General features: G+C 39.8%; 19 protein-coding genes, 1 tRNA gene and 1 rRNA gene. 5 read left to right on the top strand and 16 right to left on the bottom strand.

Annotation, left to right across the window (positions count from 1 at the left end; translation table 11 throughout):
- Positions 1 to 107 precede the first annotated feature (107 nt).
- Complete coding sequence (proC, locus tag QI30_RS03060) at positions 108 to 896, top strand: pyrroline-5-carboxylate reductase (protein ID WP_126989483.1); 789 nt, start codon at positions 108 to 110, stop codon at positions 894 to 896.
- A gap of 167 nt (positions 897 to 1,063) precedes the next feature.
- Entirely contained in the window at positions 1,064 to 1,282 is a 219-nt protein-coding gene (locus QI30_RS03055; RefSeq protein ID WP_126989482.1) for a KTSC domain-containing protein, read from the top strand.
- A gap of 50 nt (positions 1,283 to 1,332) precedes the next feature.
- Here the strand turns inward: QI30_RS03055 and QI30_RS03050 are convergent, their stop codons facing one another.
- A complete protein-coding gene (locus QI30_RS03050) occupies positions 1,333 to 1,608 on the bottom strand; it encodes a hypothetical protein (protein ID WP_126989481.1) in 276 nt (91 codons plus the stop codon).
- A 58-nt stretch (positions 1,609 to 1,666) separates the two neighbouring features.
- Positions 1,667 to 2,881, bottom strand: coding sequence for a PPC domain-containing protein (locus QI30_RS03045; protein WP_126989480.1), 1,215 nt, complete (start codon positions 2,879 to 2,881; stop codon positions 1,667 to 1,669).
- A 158-nt stretch (positions 2,882 to 3,039) separates the two neighbouring features.
- On the opposite strand from QI30_RS03045, the gene QI30_RS03040 reads away from it, so the two are divergent.
- Both QI30_RS03040 and QI30_RS03035 read left to right on the top strand, forming a co-directional pair.
- Positions 3,040 to 3,762, top strand: a complete 723-nt coding sequence (locus QI30_RS03040) for an AzlC family ABC transporter permease (RefSeq protein WP_126989479.1) — start codon at positions 3,040 to 3,042, stop codon at positions 3,760 to 3,762.
- A complete protein-coding gene (locus QI30_RS03035; RefSeq protein ID WP_126989478.1) occupies positions 3,759 to 4,082 on the top strand; it encodes an AzlD domain-containing protein in 324 nt (107 codons plus the stop codon). The genes QI30_RS03040 and QI30_RS03035 overlap by 4 nt, the downstream gene beginning before the upstream one ends.
- A gap of 113 nt (positions 4,083 to 4,195) precedes the next feature.
- On the opposite strand, the gene QI30_RS03030 is transcribed toward QI30_RS03035, so the two are convergent.
- Complete coding sequence (locus QI30_RS03030; protein ID WP_126989477.1) at positions 4,196 to 4,591, bottom strand: hypothetical protein; 396 nt, start codon at positions 4,589 to 4,591, stop codon at positions 4,196 to 4,198.
- Positions 4,592 to 5,171: 580 nt separating this feature from the next.
- On the opposite strand from QI30_RS03030, the gene QI30_RS03025 reads away from it, so the two are divergent.
- The gene (locus QI30_RS03025) at positions 5,172 to 6,332 is read left to right on the top strand and encodes a cation:proton antiporter (RefSeq protein ID WP_126989476.1); all 1,161 of its coding nucleotides are present in this window, start codon (positions 5,172 to 5,174) and stop codon (positions 6,330 to 6,332) included.
- A 60-nt stretch (positions 6,333 to 6,392) separates the two neighbouring features.
- On the opposite strand, the gene QI30_RS03020 is transcribed toward QI30_RS03025, so the two are convergent.
- The 13 genes from QI30_RS03020 to rrf all read right to left on the bottom strand — a co-directional run bounded on the left by QI30_RS03020 (position 6,393) and on the right by rrf (position 18,436).
- Positions 6,393 to 6,824, bottom strand: a complete 432-nt coding sequence (locus QI30_RS03020) for a hypothetical protein (protein ID WP_126989475.1) — start codon at positions 6,822 to 6,824, stop codon at positions 6,393 to 6,395.
- A gap of 119 nt (positions 6,825 to 6,943) precedes the next feature.
- Positions 6,944 to 7,639: a YjjG family noncanonical pyrimidine nucleotidase gene (locus tag QI30_RS03015; RefSeq protein WP_126989474.1), complete on the bottom strand. Its 696-nt coding sequence runs from the start codon at positions 7,637 to 7,639 to the stop codon at positions 6,944 to 6,946.
- Between the two features lie 146 nt (positions 7,640 to 7,785).
- Complete coding sequence (nspC, locus tag QI30_RS03010; protein ID WP_126989473.1) at positions 7,786 to 8,913, bottom strand: carboxynorspermidine decarboxylase; 1,128 nt, start codon at positions 8,911 to 8,913, stop codon at positions 7,786 to 7,788.
- A 1-nt stretch (position 8,914) separates the two neighbouring features.
- On the bottom strand, positions 8,915 to 10,114 hold the full coding sequence (locus tag QI30_RS03005) for a saccharopine dehydrogenase family protein (RefSeq protein ID WP_126989472.1): 1,200 nt from the start codon (positions 10,112 to 10,114) through the stop codon (positions 8,915 to 8,917).
- 18 nt (positions 10,115 to 10,132) lie between these two features.
- On the bottom strand, positions 10,133 to 10,990 hold the full coding sequence (gene speB, locus QI30_RS03000; RefSeq protein WP_126989471.1) for an agmatinase: 858 nt from the start codon (positions 10,988 to 10,990) through the stop codon (positions 10,133 to 10,135).
- The gene (gene speE / locus QI30_RS02995) at positions 10,977 to 11,831 is read right to left on the bottom strand and encodes a polyamine aminopropyltransferase (RefSeq protein ID WP_126989470.1); all 855 of its coding nucleotides are present in this window, start codon (positions 11,829 to 11,831) and stop codon (positions 10,977 to 10,979) included. The genes speB and speE overlap by 14 nt, the downstream gene beginning before the upstream one ends.
- A complete protein-coding gene (locus QI30_RS02990; protein ID WP_126989469.1) occupies positions 11,832 to 13,295 on the bottom strand; it encodes an aminotransferase class I/II-fold pyridoxal phosphate-dependent enzyme in 1,464 nt (487 codons plus the stop codon).
- Positions 13,296 to 13,301: 6 nt separating this feature from the next.
- On the bottom strand, positions 13,302 to 14,057 hold the full coding sequence (gene speD, locus QI30_RS02985) for an adenosylmethionine decarboxylase (protein ID WP_126989468.1): 756 nt from the start codon (positions 14,055 to 14,057) through the stop codon (positions 13,302 to 13,304).
- Positions 14,058 to 14,629: 572 nt separating this feature from the next.
- Positions 14,630 to 15,607, bottom strand: coding sequence for an alpha-ketoacid dehydrogenase subunit beta (locus QI30_RS02980; RefSeq protein WP_126989467.1), 978 nt, complete (start codon positions 15,605 to 15,607; stop codon positions 14,630 to 14,632).
- Positions 15,607 to 16,635 carry a pyruvate dehydrogenase (acetyl-transferring) E1 component subunit alpha gene (pdhA, locus tag QI30_RS02975; RefSeq protein ID WP_126989466.1) on the bottom strand — a complete coding sequence of 343 codons (1,029 nt, stop codon included), beginning with the start codon at positions 16,633 to 16,635 and terminating at the stop codon, positions 15,607 to 15,609. The genes QI30_RS02980 and pdhA overlap by 1 nt, the downstream gene beginning before the upstream one ends.
- Before the next feature lie 12 nt (positions 16,636 to 16,647).
- Positions 16,648 to 17,895, bottom strand: coding sequence for a dihydrolipoamide acetyltransferase family protein (locus tag QI30_RS02970; protein ID WP_126989465.1), 1,248 nt, complete (start codon positions 17,893 to 17,895; stop codon positions 16,648 to 16,650).
- Between the two features lie 352 nt (positions 17,896 to 18,247).
- Positions 18,248 to 18,320, bottom strand: a tRNA-Lys gene (locus QI30_RS02965).
- A 5S ribosomal RNA gene (gene rrf / locus QI30_RS02960) occupies positions 18,321 to 18,436 on the bottom strand. It abuts the tRNA gene before it with no gap.
- Positions 18,437 to 18,556: the final 120 nt, after the last annotated feature.

Below are 18,556 nucleotides of genomic sequence, written 5' to 3'. Positions count from 1 at the left end.
GATTTCACATAAAAGACACGATTCATTAATTACTATCGTAGGCAACTATCTATATTTCTGACAGTGCTTTCGTTATACTGAAGGCATTCGAAAGGAGTTTTCTATTCATGAAGATTAGTTTTATCGGCCTTGGTAATATGGCTTCGGCCATTGTTCGTGGCATTGCTGCTGCTCACGATGATGCAAGCTTTATTATTGGCTATAACCGCACAACGACAAAAACAGAGGCACTTGCCGCTGAAACAGGCATTACTGCTGCCACAACAATCGAGCAAGCCGCACAGGCAGACATTGTATTCCTTGGTGTCAAACCACAGCAATTACATGAGATTGCCGCACAGCTTCGCCCGCATTTAAGAAACGAACAATTAGTTGTCTCAATGGCAGCTGGGAAAGATCTTAACGCATTGCAAGCATTATTTGGACACGATGCCTTCATGCGTATCATGCCAAATGTTAATGCAGCTGTTGGCCACTCGACAACAAGCTATGCCGTGTCAGATGCCGTAACAACTGCACAACAACTGCAAGCCGTTACATTATTAGAAGCAACGGGTTCGATGATTGCCTTACCAGAAGAGCAGTTTGCGATTTTTTCTGCTATCGCTGGTGCAGCACCTGCCTTCCATTACCTTTATATGGATGCTATTGCACGCGCCGCAGTAAAAGAAGGCATGGCAAAACCGATTGCTCTTCAAATTGCCGCAGACGCTGTATTAGGTAGTGCCAAAATGGTGTTAGAGAGTCAAACGCATTCGATTGAGCTAGTCGATCAAGTGTGCTCACCTGGTGGTACAACGATTGAAGGTGTTATGACATTAAAAGCGCATTCATTTGAGCATGCTGTCCACGAGGCCGTTCATGCGGTTATCGAAAAGGACCGTACATTCGAATAATCAATCGCTTTTTACAAACAGGAATCACTTCATTGATTTCTGTTTTTTTATGCCAAAAAACAGGAAATTGATGCTTAAAAACAGTTTGTATTGACTTTCATTTCCTTTTTCGATATAGTTTACTTACAAAAATGTAAACGCTTTCAAAAAAGAGAGGAGTTTTTTAAATGCAAACACATATGATTCCTGTAGAGTCGTCTAAAATTAACGCTATTGGATATGAAGCAAGCCCGATGATTTTACGTGTTGAATTCCATAAAGATGGCGTTTTCGAATACTATGGTGTGCCTGAACTTGTCTATAATGATTTCATGGCTGCCGATTCGCACGGCACGTATTTCACGCGTTCAATTAAAAACCGCTATCGCTATGTTAAATTGAGTTAGCATTTATGAAAAAAAGAGGAATTGCGAAAGACGCAACTCCTCTTTTTTTATTACTGTCGGTTATCTAGAAAATGCATTGCTTCTGCCAAAAGACCTTTCCATGTGTCATAGGATGAATGTTCTTTTACAAAAACATTTAAGTCGCTTTCCGATAAGCGTTGGACATCGGCAACATTGTTAATATCAATTGGCAATTCTTTCAACAGCTGTTCAATCGAAGCAAAATCGGTTTTTTCACGAATAAAATCCTCTGATAATAAATCAGATAAGCCATATTTCCCTCCGGTAATTGCCTGCACCTGTCCGAGCAAATCAAGCAAACTCACATTACCAACTCCTCTAGTTTTGTCTTAATTTTCTATACCCGATAGCATGTGTACTAAACTATTTTGCTTTGTTGTATGGTACTTTTGTGGCAGCACCTTCTGCAAGTGTTGATTTTTTAAGTGCTACGTATAGGTTGCCACCTTTTTTATTTAATTTAATGGCTTTTGTCATTGTGGCACTTGTCGCTTTGAAGCTTGTTACTTTTTTCTTTTTCTTCGCATCACTATAGACATTTACTGTTGCACCAACTGGTAATGCTTTTAAAGTAATTGTTGATTTTGCAGCATTTTTCACGACAACATTTGAACGTTTTACAGATTTAGTAACAACATTTGCTTTCAATGAATAATTTGAATGACCAAATACTTCTTCGTCAGAACCTGCTACGCGTACATAGTATGTTCCTTTATTAACATAAGTTGAGCTTGTTAATTTAGTTGCTTGGCGATTCGCAACATATTCAAAGTTTTTAACGCCTTTACGGTTGGCATCATATAATGTGTAGCCTAAATCTGCATTCGGATTTGATGATGTCGCTTTTAACACAAGGTTCCCTGCTTCTGCAACGTCTACTTTAAAGTAATCCATTGGGTCTAAATCATTGGCAACGCCCGTAAATGTTTTATTTAATGGTAATGCTGTTGCTGATTTACGATCATTATTGCTTTCTAACTCAATTTTATTTTTCGCTTCAAATTTTGTTGTTAGACGGTACGTTGAATCTTTATACTCTTTTAATGACCCACCTGTTACAACTAAATAGTATGTGCCTGCTTTTAAACCGGTTTTAAATGTTGGTGAAGGCTCTTCTAATGGTAAATACTCGCCTGTTAAGCTTTCGTATGAATCGTCACCTTCTGTTAAGAATTTTTCGTTCACACCGTAGTTGATTGCTGATGAAGAATCAAGTAATTCTTCTAATACAGATTCTACATCTGTTAGTTTAACAGGACGTAAGTAATCAAAAATATCCCCAAGTGTTGTAAACTCATATGAGTAAAATGGATTTAATTTTGTTGTTAACATAACGGATAAACCTTTATTCTTCGCATCTGCGATATGTACTTTTAACTCACCATTAGTTGGTACAGTTACTTTAACGACATCAATTGAATCAGTATCTAATTGCCCGTTAATTGATGTCGTAGTTGTTTTTGCTGTTGTTTCATCGATCACACGTTTTTCAAGTGCACTTGCAGGTGTTGCCACAGCACTTAGTGCCATCGCTCCTGTAAATAAAGTAGCCATCGCTGTTTTTGTCATTTTTTTCATTCGTAATCCCCCTGAATTCTCTTTTATTTACTAATAATATCAATAAATCGGGTCGTTTCGCAGGTTATTTTTGTAAAATAATTATTATTACTTATTTTTTGATAAAAGGCCTATTGAATAATAGATAGCATTAAATCTGAATATTCGGTACTATTTAAATGGAGGTGTCTTCATTGGCAGAAAGTATACATACTGAAAAAACATTTCTAGACGGCATCAAAGATTGCATTCCAACCTTACTAGGCTATATTAGTATCGGCTTTGCATTTGGTGTCGTCGGCATCGCATCACATTTATCCACCTTTGAAATCTTTTTATTATCACTGCTTATTTACGCAGGGGCAGCACAATTTATTTTTTGTGGTCTTTTTGTAGCAGGTACACCAGTGTCTGCCATTATTTTGACGACCTTTATCGTCAATTTGCGACATTTTTTAATGGCACTCTCTGTTGCCCCGTCCTTCAAAAACGAATCGTTGGCACGAAATATAGGCTTCGGTACCTTACTGACTGATGAAACTTACGGCGTAGCGATGACAAAGCTTGCACAGGGGCATACATTATCGGGGCGCTGGATGGACGGCTTAAATGTAACTGCCTATTTATCATGGATTATTGCCTCTGTCTTCGGAGCCTTTGTTGGAAAATGGATTCCTAACCCTGAAAATTGGGGTTTAGATTTTGCATTAACAGCCATGTTTGTAGCACTACTCATTCTTAATTTAGAAAGTACACCCAAAAATAAATTAATGCATTATCTATCACTAATTCTTTATATGGGTATTGCCATGTTCGTGTTAATGAATTTTCTACCTGGGCATTTAGCGGTGCTCATTAGTACAGTACTTGTTGCATTGATTGGGGTGTTAACCGAAAAATGACAACCTGGACGATGGTTTGGCTTATTTTAGGATGTGCAGTCGTTACATGGCTACCGCGCGTCATCCCGTTTATTCTCGTAAAAGCTGTAACGCTTCCTGCATTTATGATGCGCTTTTTAACGTATATTCCGGTATGTATATTAAGCGCACTCGTATTTGACTCCCTTTATACAAAAGGTGTATTTATGACATCGATTAATTGGTTAAATTTTGCAGCCTTCCTTCCGACATTATTCGTTGCGATTTGGACAAAAAGTTTATCAAAAACCGTTATTGTCGGTGTTCTGACAATGGCCCTATTACGCTATTTTTTTGCATGACGACATAAAAAAAGAGCTACTGCGTACATACGCAATAGCTCTTTTTTAGTGAGTGCTAGACATTGTCCGTTACTCGTTTATGAATCATTCTTTGTGAAAATAATTCATATCCCCTAGTTTGCTTGTAACAATGATTCTTTCCAGCTCGCTGGTAAGATTGCATTAAATCGTGCGCGTTGCTTGTCTGAAAGACGTGTAATTTGGATACGATCATTCACCACTACAAAATGATCGCCTTCTTTTGCAGAGAATAAATAACCTAATAATGCGATGGCAGCTTCTGTTGTCATCGTTTTCGCTTCGTATCCTACACGTAATACTTGCTCAAACATTGTTGCATTGGCGTTGTACGCTTCTACTAATGTCTCAAACTCCATGTTTGCTACTTTACTTGTGAATGCTTCTAGTTGATTACGTTTTACTTTGTATAAAATTTCATCATTCGTTAAACCATTGCTACGTAATGCTTCAATTTGTAATGCTTGTGTTAATTCAATTGTTACTGTCATAAGCAAACTCCCCTTTTGTGAAAATGAATCACTCGTTTTTTTATAGCAGTATATTTCCAATCCCAATATGGAAATTATATTGTTGTAAATATACAATATCAATTCATTTTAACGACGTCAATGTATATAAAAAAATAAAATAATTCGAACAATTTAAAGATTTTATGTCTTTTATGTTTTTTCATCTATTAAGAATCTTTTTTTCTATTTTTATACACATTACTGTCTGAAAAACAAAGATATAGGCATTTCTCTACGGGATCATAGTCGAACATTAAAAATATTTATACGACATATTTCATTTATTAACGAACGTTCACTCATTTAAGTGTTGAAAGGTTCCGATTTCCCATAGTGAATAAAATGTATTTTTAATTTTAAAAATTAATTTTTATACATTATTCCTCAACGAATAATTCCAACATAAATTGTCCGTCATCTTCTTTATATTATGATATAATAGTAATTGCATGAGCTTTTTATTGCTAACAACTCATGCTAGGTCATCAATTGACTCGACACGATTTTACATTATTTATTTTTCTGAATTTTCCAGTAATTTTAATTGGAGGTTTTTTATATGGTAGAGTTAGGCGAATTATTAGCTCAACTCATGATAATTATTGTTGCCGCAAAATTATGTGGCACTCTCGCCTCACGCTTTGGTCAACCGAGCGTATTAGGCGAAATTATTGCCGGTATTTTAATCGGACCGGCTGTATTTGGACTTGTACATACAAATGGACATGATGTGCTCCATTTACTAAGTGAAATTGGTGTTATTTTCCTCATGTTCTTCGCAGGTGTTGAAACGAATTTAAAGGATTTAACAAGTAGTATGAAGTCGGCATTAACAGTCGCGGTATTCGGCGTTATTTTACCGTTTATTGGCGGATATATCGTCGGTGTAAGCTTTGGTATGGATTCATTGCACGCGATTTTTTTAGGTATTGTACTGACTGCCACATCGGTTAGTATATCAGTGCAAACCTTCCGCGAGCTTCATTATATGAGTACGCGCGAAGGCGCAACTGTCCTCGGCGCAGCAATTGCTGATGATATTATCGGCTTAATTATTTTAGCAATTATGATTAGTATGACCGTTGGTAGTGGTGATCCGTTATCACTTATTGTCTTAAAGCAAGTAATTTTCTTCGTTGTCATTATTGCGATGCACAAGCTATTACCGCATCTGACAAAAATCATCATTCGAATGCCGATTCCGGATATGGCCATTTTCTATGGCGTTATTTTATGCTTCCTGTATTCATGGTTCGCTGAATTTATGGGCATTAGTAATATTATCGGCGCATTCTTCGCGGGCTTAGCACTCGCAAATAATGACCTATTACGTGAAAATTTAGAAGGCAAATTATTACCGTCTGTTAATATCATCTTTATTCCAATCTTCTTCGCAAGCATTGGTTTAGCTGTGTCATTAGATGGCCTAGCAGAGCATCTCTTATTAATCATTGTGTTATCAATTGTGGCTGTAGCGACAAAAGTAATTGGCGCCGGCTTTGGTGCACGTATTACTGGATTTAATATGTCCTCCTCGCTTATTATCGGGACTGCGATGATTTCACGTGGTGAGGTGGCGTTGATTACCTCTTCTATTGGTTTAGCTGCCGGCTTATTCTCACAAGAATATTACACGCCAATGGTGATTGCCATCGTCGTCTCAACACTTGTGACACCGCCGATGTTGAAAGTACTCATTTCAAAACAACAAGCAGCATAGTACAAAAAAACAGGCATTGCTTTTAAAAAGCGCTGCCTGTTTTTTATATTTCATTCGTTTCTATGTACGACAATTCAGTTGCTCATACCAATAAACACGACTTGCAAGTTGCGGATATTCATCATTTAAAGCAACGCGTGCATTATCTCGTTTTATTTTCGTTAAATAACGTTTCAACGCAATAAAAATTTGCTCAAAGCCATCGTCAAATGGATAAACAAATCGTCCACATTTTTCAGATTCTACAATTAATTGTTGCGCTTGTCGTGTCAATTTAACTGTATTATTGCGATACGTATAAATTTCCTTCGTACCTGGTTGCTCATATAAATCAACAAACGCATCAATAAAGTCAACTAGAAACCGTCCTTGAATGGATGCATAGACAATTGCTTGTTCATCATCTTTTAAGGTCACACTTTGAAAAAAATAATCCTCGTAATTCCCCAATTTTAACATTTCTTCCCCAACAGAATGCCATTTCATCACCATAGTGTCGTTTAACACCTCCACCTATATTATGTCTTATTTTTTCTCATAAAATCAACATTATTCTATTAAAAACTTTTATTCTATAAAAAAAACGTCTGCACTTCTGCAGACGCTATTGCCTAGACTAACTCGGGTAATAAATGCAATACCTCAGCAATGGACTCAATCGTATAGGTCGGTTCAATGCCGGTATCATTTGCTGTATGATGGAAATTAAACCAACATGTATCAAGCCCTGCGACAATACCACCTTGAATATCACTCGTTAACGAATCGCCAATCATTAATGTCGTTTCCGGGATAATTTCAGGGGACTCAGCGAAGACAATATCGAAAAATTCACGCTGAGGCTTATGATAGCCAAGCTCCTCTGAAACATAAATCGCCTCGAAATACTGCGTGAAATCCGAATCTTTTAGACGGCGATGTTGCGTTGAGCCAACACCATTTGTGACAACGTATTTTGGTATATCACATAATGCTTCAAGCACTTGTTTTGCGCCTTCTACTTGCTCATGACCTTCCGCTAACAAGGCTTGATATTCGGCCGCTAGTGCAACACCATCCACCATAATATCATAAATATAAAAGGTTTCAAAAAAGCGTGTATCAAGTAAATATTCGCGTGTCATCTCCCCACGTTCAAACGCGTGCCACATACTGCGATTGATTTTTTGATACGTCGCATGGAGACTTTCTTGGTCAAGTGTCGGACCATACTTGGATAAAATTTTAGCGAGCGCGACTTCCTCCGCTGCGTCAAAATTTAAAATCGTATTATCTACATCAAATAGTAAATGTGTATATTTCTTCATGCTGTTCCTCCAAAATCATTTAAACTAAATCTTATCCTATCATACAATGTAAAATAATGTAGGAATTTTGTATGACTGTGTTGTACGCAGTCTAACGAAAAACACTTCCAAAGAGAAAATCTCTTTGGAAGTGTTTCAGACAAGTTTTAGGAAAGGCGCCCTTTAAAATCTTCATAGCCAAAGCGTTTTTGTAAACGACAATTTCCATCGCGATCTTGAATAACTAAATCCGGTAATGCCATCCCATTAAACGTATTATTTTTCACCATTGAATAAATCGCCATATCTTCAAAGACAAGTCGGTCACCCGGCTTAAGCGGTGCATCAAATGAATAATTGCCGATGACATCCCCCGCAAGACAGGTCGGGCCACCGAGACGATACGTATGTGCTTTTTCACCCGCTTCCCCACTGTTTTGAAGTGGTGGACGGTACGGCATTTCAAGCACATCTGGCATATGACAAGAGGCAGACGTATCCAAAATAGCGATATCTCCGTCATTATATGTCGTATCTAGAACGGTCGTTACAAGATAGCCCGCTTCGTATGCGATAGCCTCGCCTGGCTCTAAGTAAATGCTTAAATTATACTTTTGCTTCATATACGTAATGCATTTTTTTAGTAGCGCTAGATTATAGCCCGGTTTTGTAATATGATGACCTCCGCCAAAATTCAGCCATTCCATGTCATACAGCACATCACCAAAGCGCTCCTCTACTGCTAAAATCGTTGTCCACAGATCATCACTATCTTGCTCGCATAATGTATGAAAATGCAGCCCCGAAACATTCGCAAGTGCCTCACGGTCAAAATGCTGTGCGGTAATGCCAAAACGACAACCTTTCGCACAAGGGTCATAAATTTCATGTCCTACTTGTGTGGAGTGCTCTGGATTAATACGCAGCCCAATGCTTTTCCCTGCAGCTACTACTTGCTCGCCAAAGCGTGTTAACTGTGAAAATGAGTTAAAGACAATATGATCGCAAATCGATACGATTTCCGCAAAATCACTGTCTTTATAGGCTGGTGAAAAAATATGATTTTCCTTGCCCATTTCCTCATAGCCAAGCTTTGCTTCATATAAACCGCTTGCCGTTGTCCCATGTAAATATTCCCCGATTAACGGATACAAGCTATACATGCTAAATGCCTTTTGCGCTAATAAAATATGACAGCCTGTTTCGTCGATGACTTCCTTTAAAATGCGCAGATTCCGCTCAATTAATGTTTCGTCTACCACATAGGCAGGCGTCGCAATATCAGTTATCTTCATGCTAATCAACAAGCTCCGGCGTTAAGCTTTCTTGCCATGGTAGGCCCCATTTATTTAAGCCTTCCATGAATGGATCTGGGTCAAACTCCTCGATATTGTAGACACCTGGTTTTTGCCATGTACCATTCATCACAAGTGCTGCGCCAATCATGGCTGGTACACCTGTCGTATAAGATACTGCCTGTGAGCCAACCTCCGCGTAACACGCCTCGTGGTCACACACATTATAAACATAATATGTTTTATCTTGGCCATCTTTTTTACCGCGGAAAATACAGCCGATATTTGTTTTCCCTTTTGTACGTGGACCAAGAGATGCTGGATCTGGTAGTACGGCTTTTAAAAATTGGAGCGGAATGATTTCTTTTCCTTCATACATAATAGGCTCAATCGCTGTCATACCAACGTTTTCTAAACATTGTAAGTGGCGTAAATACGATTCACCGAATGTCATGAAGAAGCGAATACGTTTAATACCCGGAATATTTAATGCAAGCGATTCTAACTCTTCATGATGTAGTAAATACATATCCTTTTCGCCGACTTCCGGGAAGTTGTATACACGTTTGATTTCCATTGGCGCTGTTTCTACCCAGTCACCATTTTCCCAATACGAGCCATTTGCCGTTACTTCGCGAATATTAATCTCTGGGTTAAAATTGGTAGCGAATGGATAGCCGTGGTCGCCAGCATTACAATCTAAAATATCGATGTAATTAATTTCATCGAAATGATGTTTTAATGCATGTGCTGAGAATACACCGGTCACACCTGGGTCAAAACCTGAACCAAGTAATGCCGTAATGCCCGCTTCTTCAAAACGTTCGCGGTATTCCCATTGCCATTTATATTCAAATTTCGCTGTATCTTCAGGCTCATAATTGGCTGTATCCATATAATGCGTTTTCGTCGCTAAACATGCATCCATAATTGTTAAATCTTGATATGGAAGTGCTAGGTTCATGACGATATCTGGCTTCACTTCATTAATTAAAGCGATTAATTCTTCTACATTATCTGCGTCTACTTGTGCCGTTGTAATAATCGTTCCTTGGCCATCTAATTTTTCCTTTAAGGCATCACATTTTGATTTTGTACGACTTGCGATACAAATCTCCTCAAATACCTCGCTATTTTGTACACATTTATGAATTGCGACTGATGCGACACCGCCACAGCCAATAATTAATGCTTTACCCATTTTTACATAACCCCTTTTCTATTTTTGAAGTGCGATTAAAAACTCGCGAATAACTTTTCCTGCAAGTGCCGTTGAACGGCCGGATGGATCATAAATTGGTGCGAGCTCATTGACATCACAAGCGACAACATTGGCCTGTTTACTAACAGCAATCAATGCGTCAATAAGTGCTGTAAATGTTACACCACCCGCTTCTGGTGTCCCCGTTCCCGGAAACTCTGACGGGTCGAGGACATCTAAATCAATCGTGAAATAGACTGGCTTATTACCAATGGCTTGTAGTGCTTGTGCTAAACCATCGAAATTAAATTTTTGAAGCGTTGTATGGCCCTCGTCTGCCCATTTAAATTCTGGACGGTCGCCTGAGCGAATACCAAAATGATAAATTTTTTGGTCGCCTAGTAAATCATGGCAGCGACGTAATACGGTCGCATGTGATAATTTTTCGCCTAAATAATCATCCCGTAAATCCGTATGCGCATCGAAATGAATCATATGTAAATCTGGATGTTTTTTAAACGCTGCACGTACGGCTCCAAGGGTCACTAAATGCTCACCGCCAACCATAAATGGAAATTTCCCATCGTCTAAAATGGTTGTTGCACGTGCTTCAATTGCCTCTAACACACGCACTGGGTTACCAAATGGTAGCTCTAAATCGCCACTATCAAACACTGCATAATCCGTTAAATCCTTATCTTGGTACGGGCTATACGTTTCTAAACCAAATGATTCTGCGCGTACGGCCGATGGACCAAAACGTGTCCCCGGACGATAGCTCGTCGTCCCATCAAATGGCACGCCGTATAATACATGCGTTGCGTCGCGGTAATCCGCTTCACAGCCGATAAATGTTTGAATATTAGTCTTCAACATCTGCTAATAGCTCCTCTACATAGTTTGGTAGGCAAAACGCTCCGATATGTAACTGATGATTATAATATTTCGTCGGAATATTCAATTTTTTAAAGCGCTCCGCCTGCTGGTGCTCAATTGGGTGATACTGTTTTGACGCAAAACCAAAAAGCCAATGACCTGATGGGTACGTCGGAATATGCGCCTGATAAACGCGACTAATCGGAAAGCTTTCCACGATGCGCTTATGTGCACGCTGCATCGCTAAACGGTCCTCTTCGTAAAATGGACTTTCATGCTGGTTGACCATAATACCATCTGATTTCAGCGCGTTGTAGCAGTTGCCGTAAAATTCTTTCGTAAAGAGCCCTTCACCTGGTCCAAAGGGATCTGTTGAATCGACGATAATGACATCATATTGATTTTCTGCATGGCGTACATATTTTAAGCCATCTGCAATATGCACCGTTACACGTGGGTCGTCAAAGCCACATGCTGTTTGTGGTAAATACTTTTTACACACGTCAATAACCTGCTCATCAATTTCTACAAGATCAATCGTTTGAACCGATGGATACTGTGCTAGCTCGCGTAAAATACCGCCATCTCCTGCACCAATAACTAAAATATTTTCTGCTTTTGGATGCACAGACATTGGTACATGTACAAGCATTTCATGGTAAATAAATTCATCTTTTTCCGTCAGCATCATATAGCCATCAAGCGTTAAAAAACGGCCAAACTCCGCTGATTCAAATACGTCAATGCGCTGAAATTCACTTTGTGCGCTATAGAGTTGTTTATTCACTTTAATCGAAAATTTGACATCTTTCGTATGTGGCTCGCTATACCATAGCTCCATCTAAACACCTTCCTTGACGACATTTAATTTTTCTACTTGTAAATCCTCTGTGCCGGTTAACTGACAGCCCTTTTCCTTCGCATAGGCAATATACGTCACAACGGCCTCAGTCACGACTTCCCCTGGTCCTAAAATCGGAATACCCGGTGGATAGCACATAACAAATTCACCACATATACGGCCAATTGCCTCATGAAGTGGCAACAGCTCTTTTTGTGCATAAAAGGCTTGTTGCGGTGAAATGGCAACCACTGGCTCAAGATATTCCTGCGTCAGCATGCCTTTTTTCGAACGTTCAAAGCGACGTTTAATATCGGCTAATGCTCCGACTAAGCGCTCAATATCACGCTCGCGGTCGCCAACGGAAATGTATGCCAAAATATTTCCAAGATCTCCAAATTCAATTTGAATATCGTAATCATCCCGTAAAATATCGTACACTTCAATTCCCGCTAAACCTACGTTTAAAGTATGAATAGAAAGTTTAGTTGGGTCTAAATCATAGACACTATCGCCGTTAATCAAATCGTTACCGAACACATAATAACCCCCAATGGCATGCAATTCGTCGCGCACATAATTCGTATAATCGACGACTTGTTGGAAAATGTCATGACCATTTAACGCTAAATTGCGACGTGATAAATCCAGACTCGCCATTAATAAATACGATGCACTTGTCGTCTGCGTTAAATTCACTACTTGACGTACATAATCGGCGTTCATGCCAGGCCCCATTAATAAAAAGGAGCTTTGTGTTAGGCTGCCGCCTGATTTATGCATGCTCACTGCAGCCATATCAGCTCCAGCTGCCATTGCCGAAATCGGCATATCTTTACCAAAATAAAAATGCGTACCATGTGCCTCATCCGCAAGTACTTTCATACCTGCTTTATGTGCCACATCAACGATACCTTTTAAATCTGAGCAAATCCCGTAATACGTTGGGTTATTCACAAATACGGCCTTCGCATTTGGATGCTCTTCAATGGCACGCTGTACTTGGGTAATCGACATGCCGAGTGCAATCCCAAGTTCATCATTCGCCTCTGGATTGACATATACCGGAATCGCGCCATTTAACACGAGCGCATTGAGTACGCTACGATGGACATTGCGCGGTAGAATAATTTCATCGCCCTGCTTCGTCGTGCTAAAGACCATTGCCTGTACAGCCGATGTCGTTCCACCGACCATAAAAAAGGCTTCGTTTGCACCAAAAGCTTGTGCAGCGACTTCTTCTGCTTCCTTAATGACCGATACAGGATGGCATAAATTATCGAGTGGTTTCATCGAGTTAACATCGACGGCCAATGCATCTTCGCCTAGAAAAGCAGCAAGTTCTGGATTACCACGACCTCGCTTGTGACCTGGTACATCAAACGGTACGATGCGTTGTTTTTTAAAGTGCATCAGTGCTTCATAAAGCGGTGCCTTTTGCTGCGTTGTTGCAAGTTGCTGCATGAATCGTTACACTCCCGTTCCGTGAAAAATTTCTTCCATTTCGACGTGAAGCGCCGCAAGCATCTGCTCTTTTTTAAGCGACGACACGTCAGTTAAATCCATATCAAATACATAATTTTCGAGTGGTAAATCTTTTAAACGCATTCGCGTGTGAAACAGATTGGCATGTGGGACATTCATATCGTCAACGTCGTATTTAGCAAGTGTAGGAGACGCAATATAGTCTTGAATCGAGTGAACTGGATGGTCAAGATACACTTTATTGCCATGAATATCACGCGTGAATCCTCGTACGCGGTAATCCATTGTGATGACATCTGAATCGAATGATGAAATTAAATAGTCGAGTGTCGATAGCGGTGTAATCTCACCACAAGTTGCGACATCAATGTCTACACGGAACGTCGCTAAATGGTTTTCTGGGTGAAATTCCGGATATGTATGCACCGTCACATGACTTTTATCTAAATGAGCAACGAGTGTATCACTACCATAGCGCGCTAGTTGTTGCTCAGCAATTAAACACGTCACGCTCGCGCCTTGCGGATCATAATCTTGCTTTGAGACATTTAACACGTGCGCACCAATCATTTCCGTCACATGCAATAAAATATCCGTTAGGCGGTCTGCATTGTATTGCTCATCAATATAGTCTATATAGGCTTGTTGCTCTGCAGACGTCTCCGCATAACACACATCATAAATATTGAAGCTCAGTGCCTTTGTTAAATTATTAAATCCATACAGCTTTAATCGTTTCATTTTCCACACCTCCAACAAAAAAAGAGCAAGCAATGCACTTTGGCATCACTTGCTCTTGGATATATACATACGAATTCGTAAAAAAATAGACAAGTTCAGAAAAACAGAAAAAATCGCCTAAATTCCCGTATCGGTTTCGAAGTTAATCCTATCATGGCTTTTTAGAGTCTATATAGCAAATAATTACTTTTACTACTCATATTGACCAATTTCACAAGTTGATGTGCATTTAAACACTGGTTGTAAAGTAACCAACTTATAAAACTTGAGCTTTTAACTCAATCAATAGGTGGAATGGCTCCACCAAGCGGCAGTCGACCCGGCTGTCCGTATGGCCTTAACTCCTTAAAGGAGTGGTCAAATAATCATTGCTCGGAAAGACTCACTCGAAAACGACTTCCCTGTTGAACAACGCATTTATCGTAACAACACCGTGTTTTAATGTCAATAAATTTTTAGAAAATTTTCAAGAATTTTTTTATTTTACAACTAAAGAAAACGCATAAATACTGTAAATTAGACAACAGAAAAAAAGTCGCATTTATCGAACATTTTATGCGACTTTTTAATTTTTATTCGTATGTTAGTAATTCATCAATGGCGATTTTTACACGGCTTGGATTTGGCATCCAGTCTCGTTCAATGGTGCCTGCCGGGTAAGGTGAATCAAACCCTGTCACACGTTTAATCGGCCCAACAAGCGAGAAAATAGCGCGTTCTGAAACAAGCGCAGCAATTTCTGCACCGATACCATTTGTTTTAACTGCTTCATGTACAATACATAATCGTTCGGTTTTTTCAACTGAGGCTACAATTGTATGAATATCTAGCGGCGCCACTGTACGCAGGTCAATTAGCTCGATCGATACCCCTTGTTTTGCATAGTCTTCTACAACTTGCTGTAGCCATACAACAGGCGGTCCCCATGTCACAATCGTTGCATCCGTTCCTTCTTGGACGATTTTTGCCTCACCAATCGGTACCGTATACGCTTCATCTGGTACCTCTTCACGTACCGAACGATAAATGCTCATCGGCTCTAAAAACAGTACCGGATCGGGGTCCTCAATTGCTGCAAGAAGTAAGCCTTTTGCGTCATATGGACTCGATGGCATCACAATTTTCATACCTGGAGAATGACTAAAAATCGCTTCAATACTGTCTGCATGAAGCTCCGGTGTATTAACGCCTGCACCATACGGACTACGTACGACAATCGGTGAATGGAAGCGGCCATTTGAGCGGTAACGCATACGCGTAGCCTGGCTAACCATTTGATCCATTGCTTCATAAATAAAGCCGAAAAATTGAATTTCTGCGATTGGACGTAAACCGTTAACACTCATACCGACCGCTGTACCGATAATGCCAGACTCTGCAAGTGGTGTATCAATGACACGCATCGGGCCAAACTTTTCCTTCAGCCCATCCGTCACACGGAATACACCGCCGTTTGTTGCTACATCTTCGCCTAATAACACAACATCCTCATGCTCCATCGCATGAAATAATGCCTCATTAATCGCCTGTACAATCGTTTTTTCGCTCATTATTCATTCCCCCTTAAACCATCGATTTGCTCTTGAATAAGCGTTGGAGGTGTTTCGTAAACTTTCTCTAGCATATCCGCTAATGTCGGTGGCGGGGTTTCTTCAATTTTCGCCACAGCTTCCTCGATTTCCTCCGATGCACGGTCTTCTATAGCACGTTCAAATGCCGCGTCCCATAGACCTCTCGCTTCTAAAAAAGCACGCATACGTACAAGTGGGTCCTTTTGTTGCCACTGCTGTTCTTCCGTCTGTTCACGGTATTTTTTCGGGTCATCTGACGTTGTATGTGGTCCTAAACGATACGTCACAGCCTCGACAAATACAGGCCCATCCTGTGCTTTGTCATAGGCACGTTTCATTACATCATAGCAAGCTAATATATCATTGCCATCTACATATTCATAGGCCATATTATATGCCTTTGCACGCTCCACAATTGTTTCTGTGTTCATTTGTTTACTAACTGGCGTACTGATCGCATATTGGTTGTTTTGACATACAAAAATCACAGGTAGCTTATAAACGGCTGCGAAGTTTAGCGCCTCGTGGAAATCTCCCTGACTCGTTGCACCATCGCCGAAAAACGTCACCGTACGTGCCTGCTCGCCTTTAATTTTCGATGCAAACGCCACACCTGTCGCATGAAGCATTTGTGCTGCAATAATGATTTGTACCGGCAAGACATTGACACCTTCAGGAGCACCACCGCCGTCACTATACCCTTTGAAATAACGAATAATATTTTCAAGCGGCATACCATGAAGCATCGTCGCAACCGAATCACGGTAACTTGGCGCTATCCAGTCCTCTTTATTTAATACAAGCGCACTCGCTACCTGAATCGCTTCTTGACCACTCACTGGCGCCACAAGTGCCATACGCCCTTGACGCTGCATTTTAAACATTTTTGTATCAATCATACGGCCACGTTTCATTTCTGCGTACATCGTCTTTAATACATCATCTGATGGCACCGCTACATCGCCAATTAAGTTCCCTTGCTCATCTAACCATTTTGTCATTTCCATTTAAGGCACCTCCTATGCTTTTAATAACAAGCGTTTTGGATTTTCTACATAGTTCTTAAATGCTTCCATAAAGTAGCCGACTGCTTCCCCATCAATAATACGATGATCAAATGATAGACTTGACCCCATTACCGTACCGATACCAATTGTGCGGTCTGGTAAAATAACTGGTTTTTCCACCATTGCATGTAGCCCTAAAATTGCTACTTGAGGTGCTGTCATAACAGGTGTTGCATAAACACCTCCGCGCATACCCGTACTTGAGATAGTGAATGTAGCACCTTTTAATTCATGTAGTGATAATTTATTATTACGCCCACGCTCTGTTAAATCTTGAAGCTGTGTGGCAATTTCTTCTAGCGATAATGTTTCTACATTATGAATAACTGGTACGACAAGACCTTGCTTTGTTGCCATCGCAATCCCAATATTTACATTTTCATGATAAATAATTTCTTCTTTTTCTTCATCAATACTCGCATTAAAAATCGGATTTTCTTGTAGCACATACGTAATAATTTTAATAAAGAATGGTAAGTAGGTTAATGGCTGTTCTGTAAACGCTTTCAAGTCTTTACGCACACGATTCAGTTCATCAACTTGCATGTCGTACATCGCTGTCGTATGTGGGATATTCGCTAGTGAATACGCAATGTTTTGATACATTTGCTTACGTACACCAGAAATTTTTTCACGACGTTTTTCACCCATAATAGGTGCTACACGATGTACCGATACTTTTGCAGCTTCTTTTGTTGGATCAGCTTGTGATACTTCTGCTGAACTTCCTGAAGTAGCATTTCGAATGTCCTCTTTCGTTATACGCCCATGTGCTGCAGAGGCCTGTACCGTTTGAATATCTATCCCTAGTTCACGTGCCAATTTACGTACGCTCGGCGCTGCCTTAATACGTTTTGGCCCTTTCTCATCTAGAGTAGCTTTCTTTTCGGTTGTCGCAACAGATTCGATAGCTTGTTCAGGTGCTGCTACTTGTTGTGATTCCTCAACTACCGTGCTAGAAGCCTCCCCAGTATCTACTTCTACGAGTGTATCACCAACAATAATGCGTTGGCCAATATCCCCAATGCGTTGCATAATGATTCCTTTTTTTGGAGCTGTTACCTCGATTGCCACCTTATCTGTTTGTAATTCTACAAGTGCTTCATCACGTTCTACGGTATCGCCAACGTCAACAAACCACTGCAAAATTTCAGCTTCATGTAGCCCTTCACCAACATCTGTAAACAACACTTTTTCCACAGAAATCACCTCGTTTATGTTATTTTTAGCTGTTTAAAGTCATTTTATCGTTCATACTATTATCATATTCGATTATGAATTATTTTACAATATATAAGTATATTCGTAATTTTCTGATAATTACTTATTTCACAGCTATTAGAAATAGTAATATATTATATATTTCTTTCTAAATATAATAATTTAGCAATGATGACATTTTTGAGTATAAACGCTTGTATAAGTTATTAATAGTGATATTTGTCACCTGGTACTAATACTAAGTATAAAAAATAAATTTCAATAAAAAAGGACAGAAAAAAACACGTCATATAGATAGATTTTTCCATCTATATGACGTGTTTTTTTAATATGAGTCATGCAGGATTCGAACCAGCGACCCTCTGATTAAAAGTCAGATGCTCTACCAACTGAGCTAATGACTCGCCTAGCAACGTCCTACTCTCGCAGGGGGAAACCCCCAACTACCATCGGCGCTAAAGAGCTTAACTTCTGTGTTCGGCATGGGAACAGGTGTGACCTCTTTGCCATCATTACTAGACTTTCGTACAAGGATGTACGTACTTACGCGTTACAACACGGATGTTGTGAACTTAGCGTAAGTTCATTGAAAGATTGTTCTTTCAAAACTGGATAAACTGTGACATGAAAGTATATTTGG

The sequence above is a fragment of the Candidatus Kurthia intestinigallinarum genome (genome assembly GCF_003991225.1).
GTDB classification, from domain to species: Bacteria; Bacillota; Bacilli; order Bacillales_A; family Planococcaceae; genus Kurthia; species Kurthia populi.
This window is presented reverse-complemented; position numbering and strand designations above follow the sequence as displayed.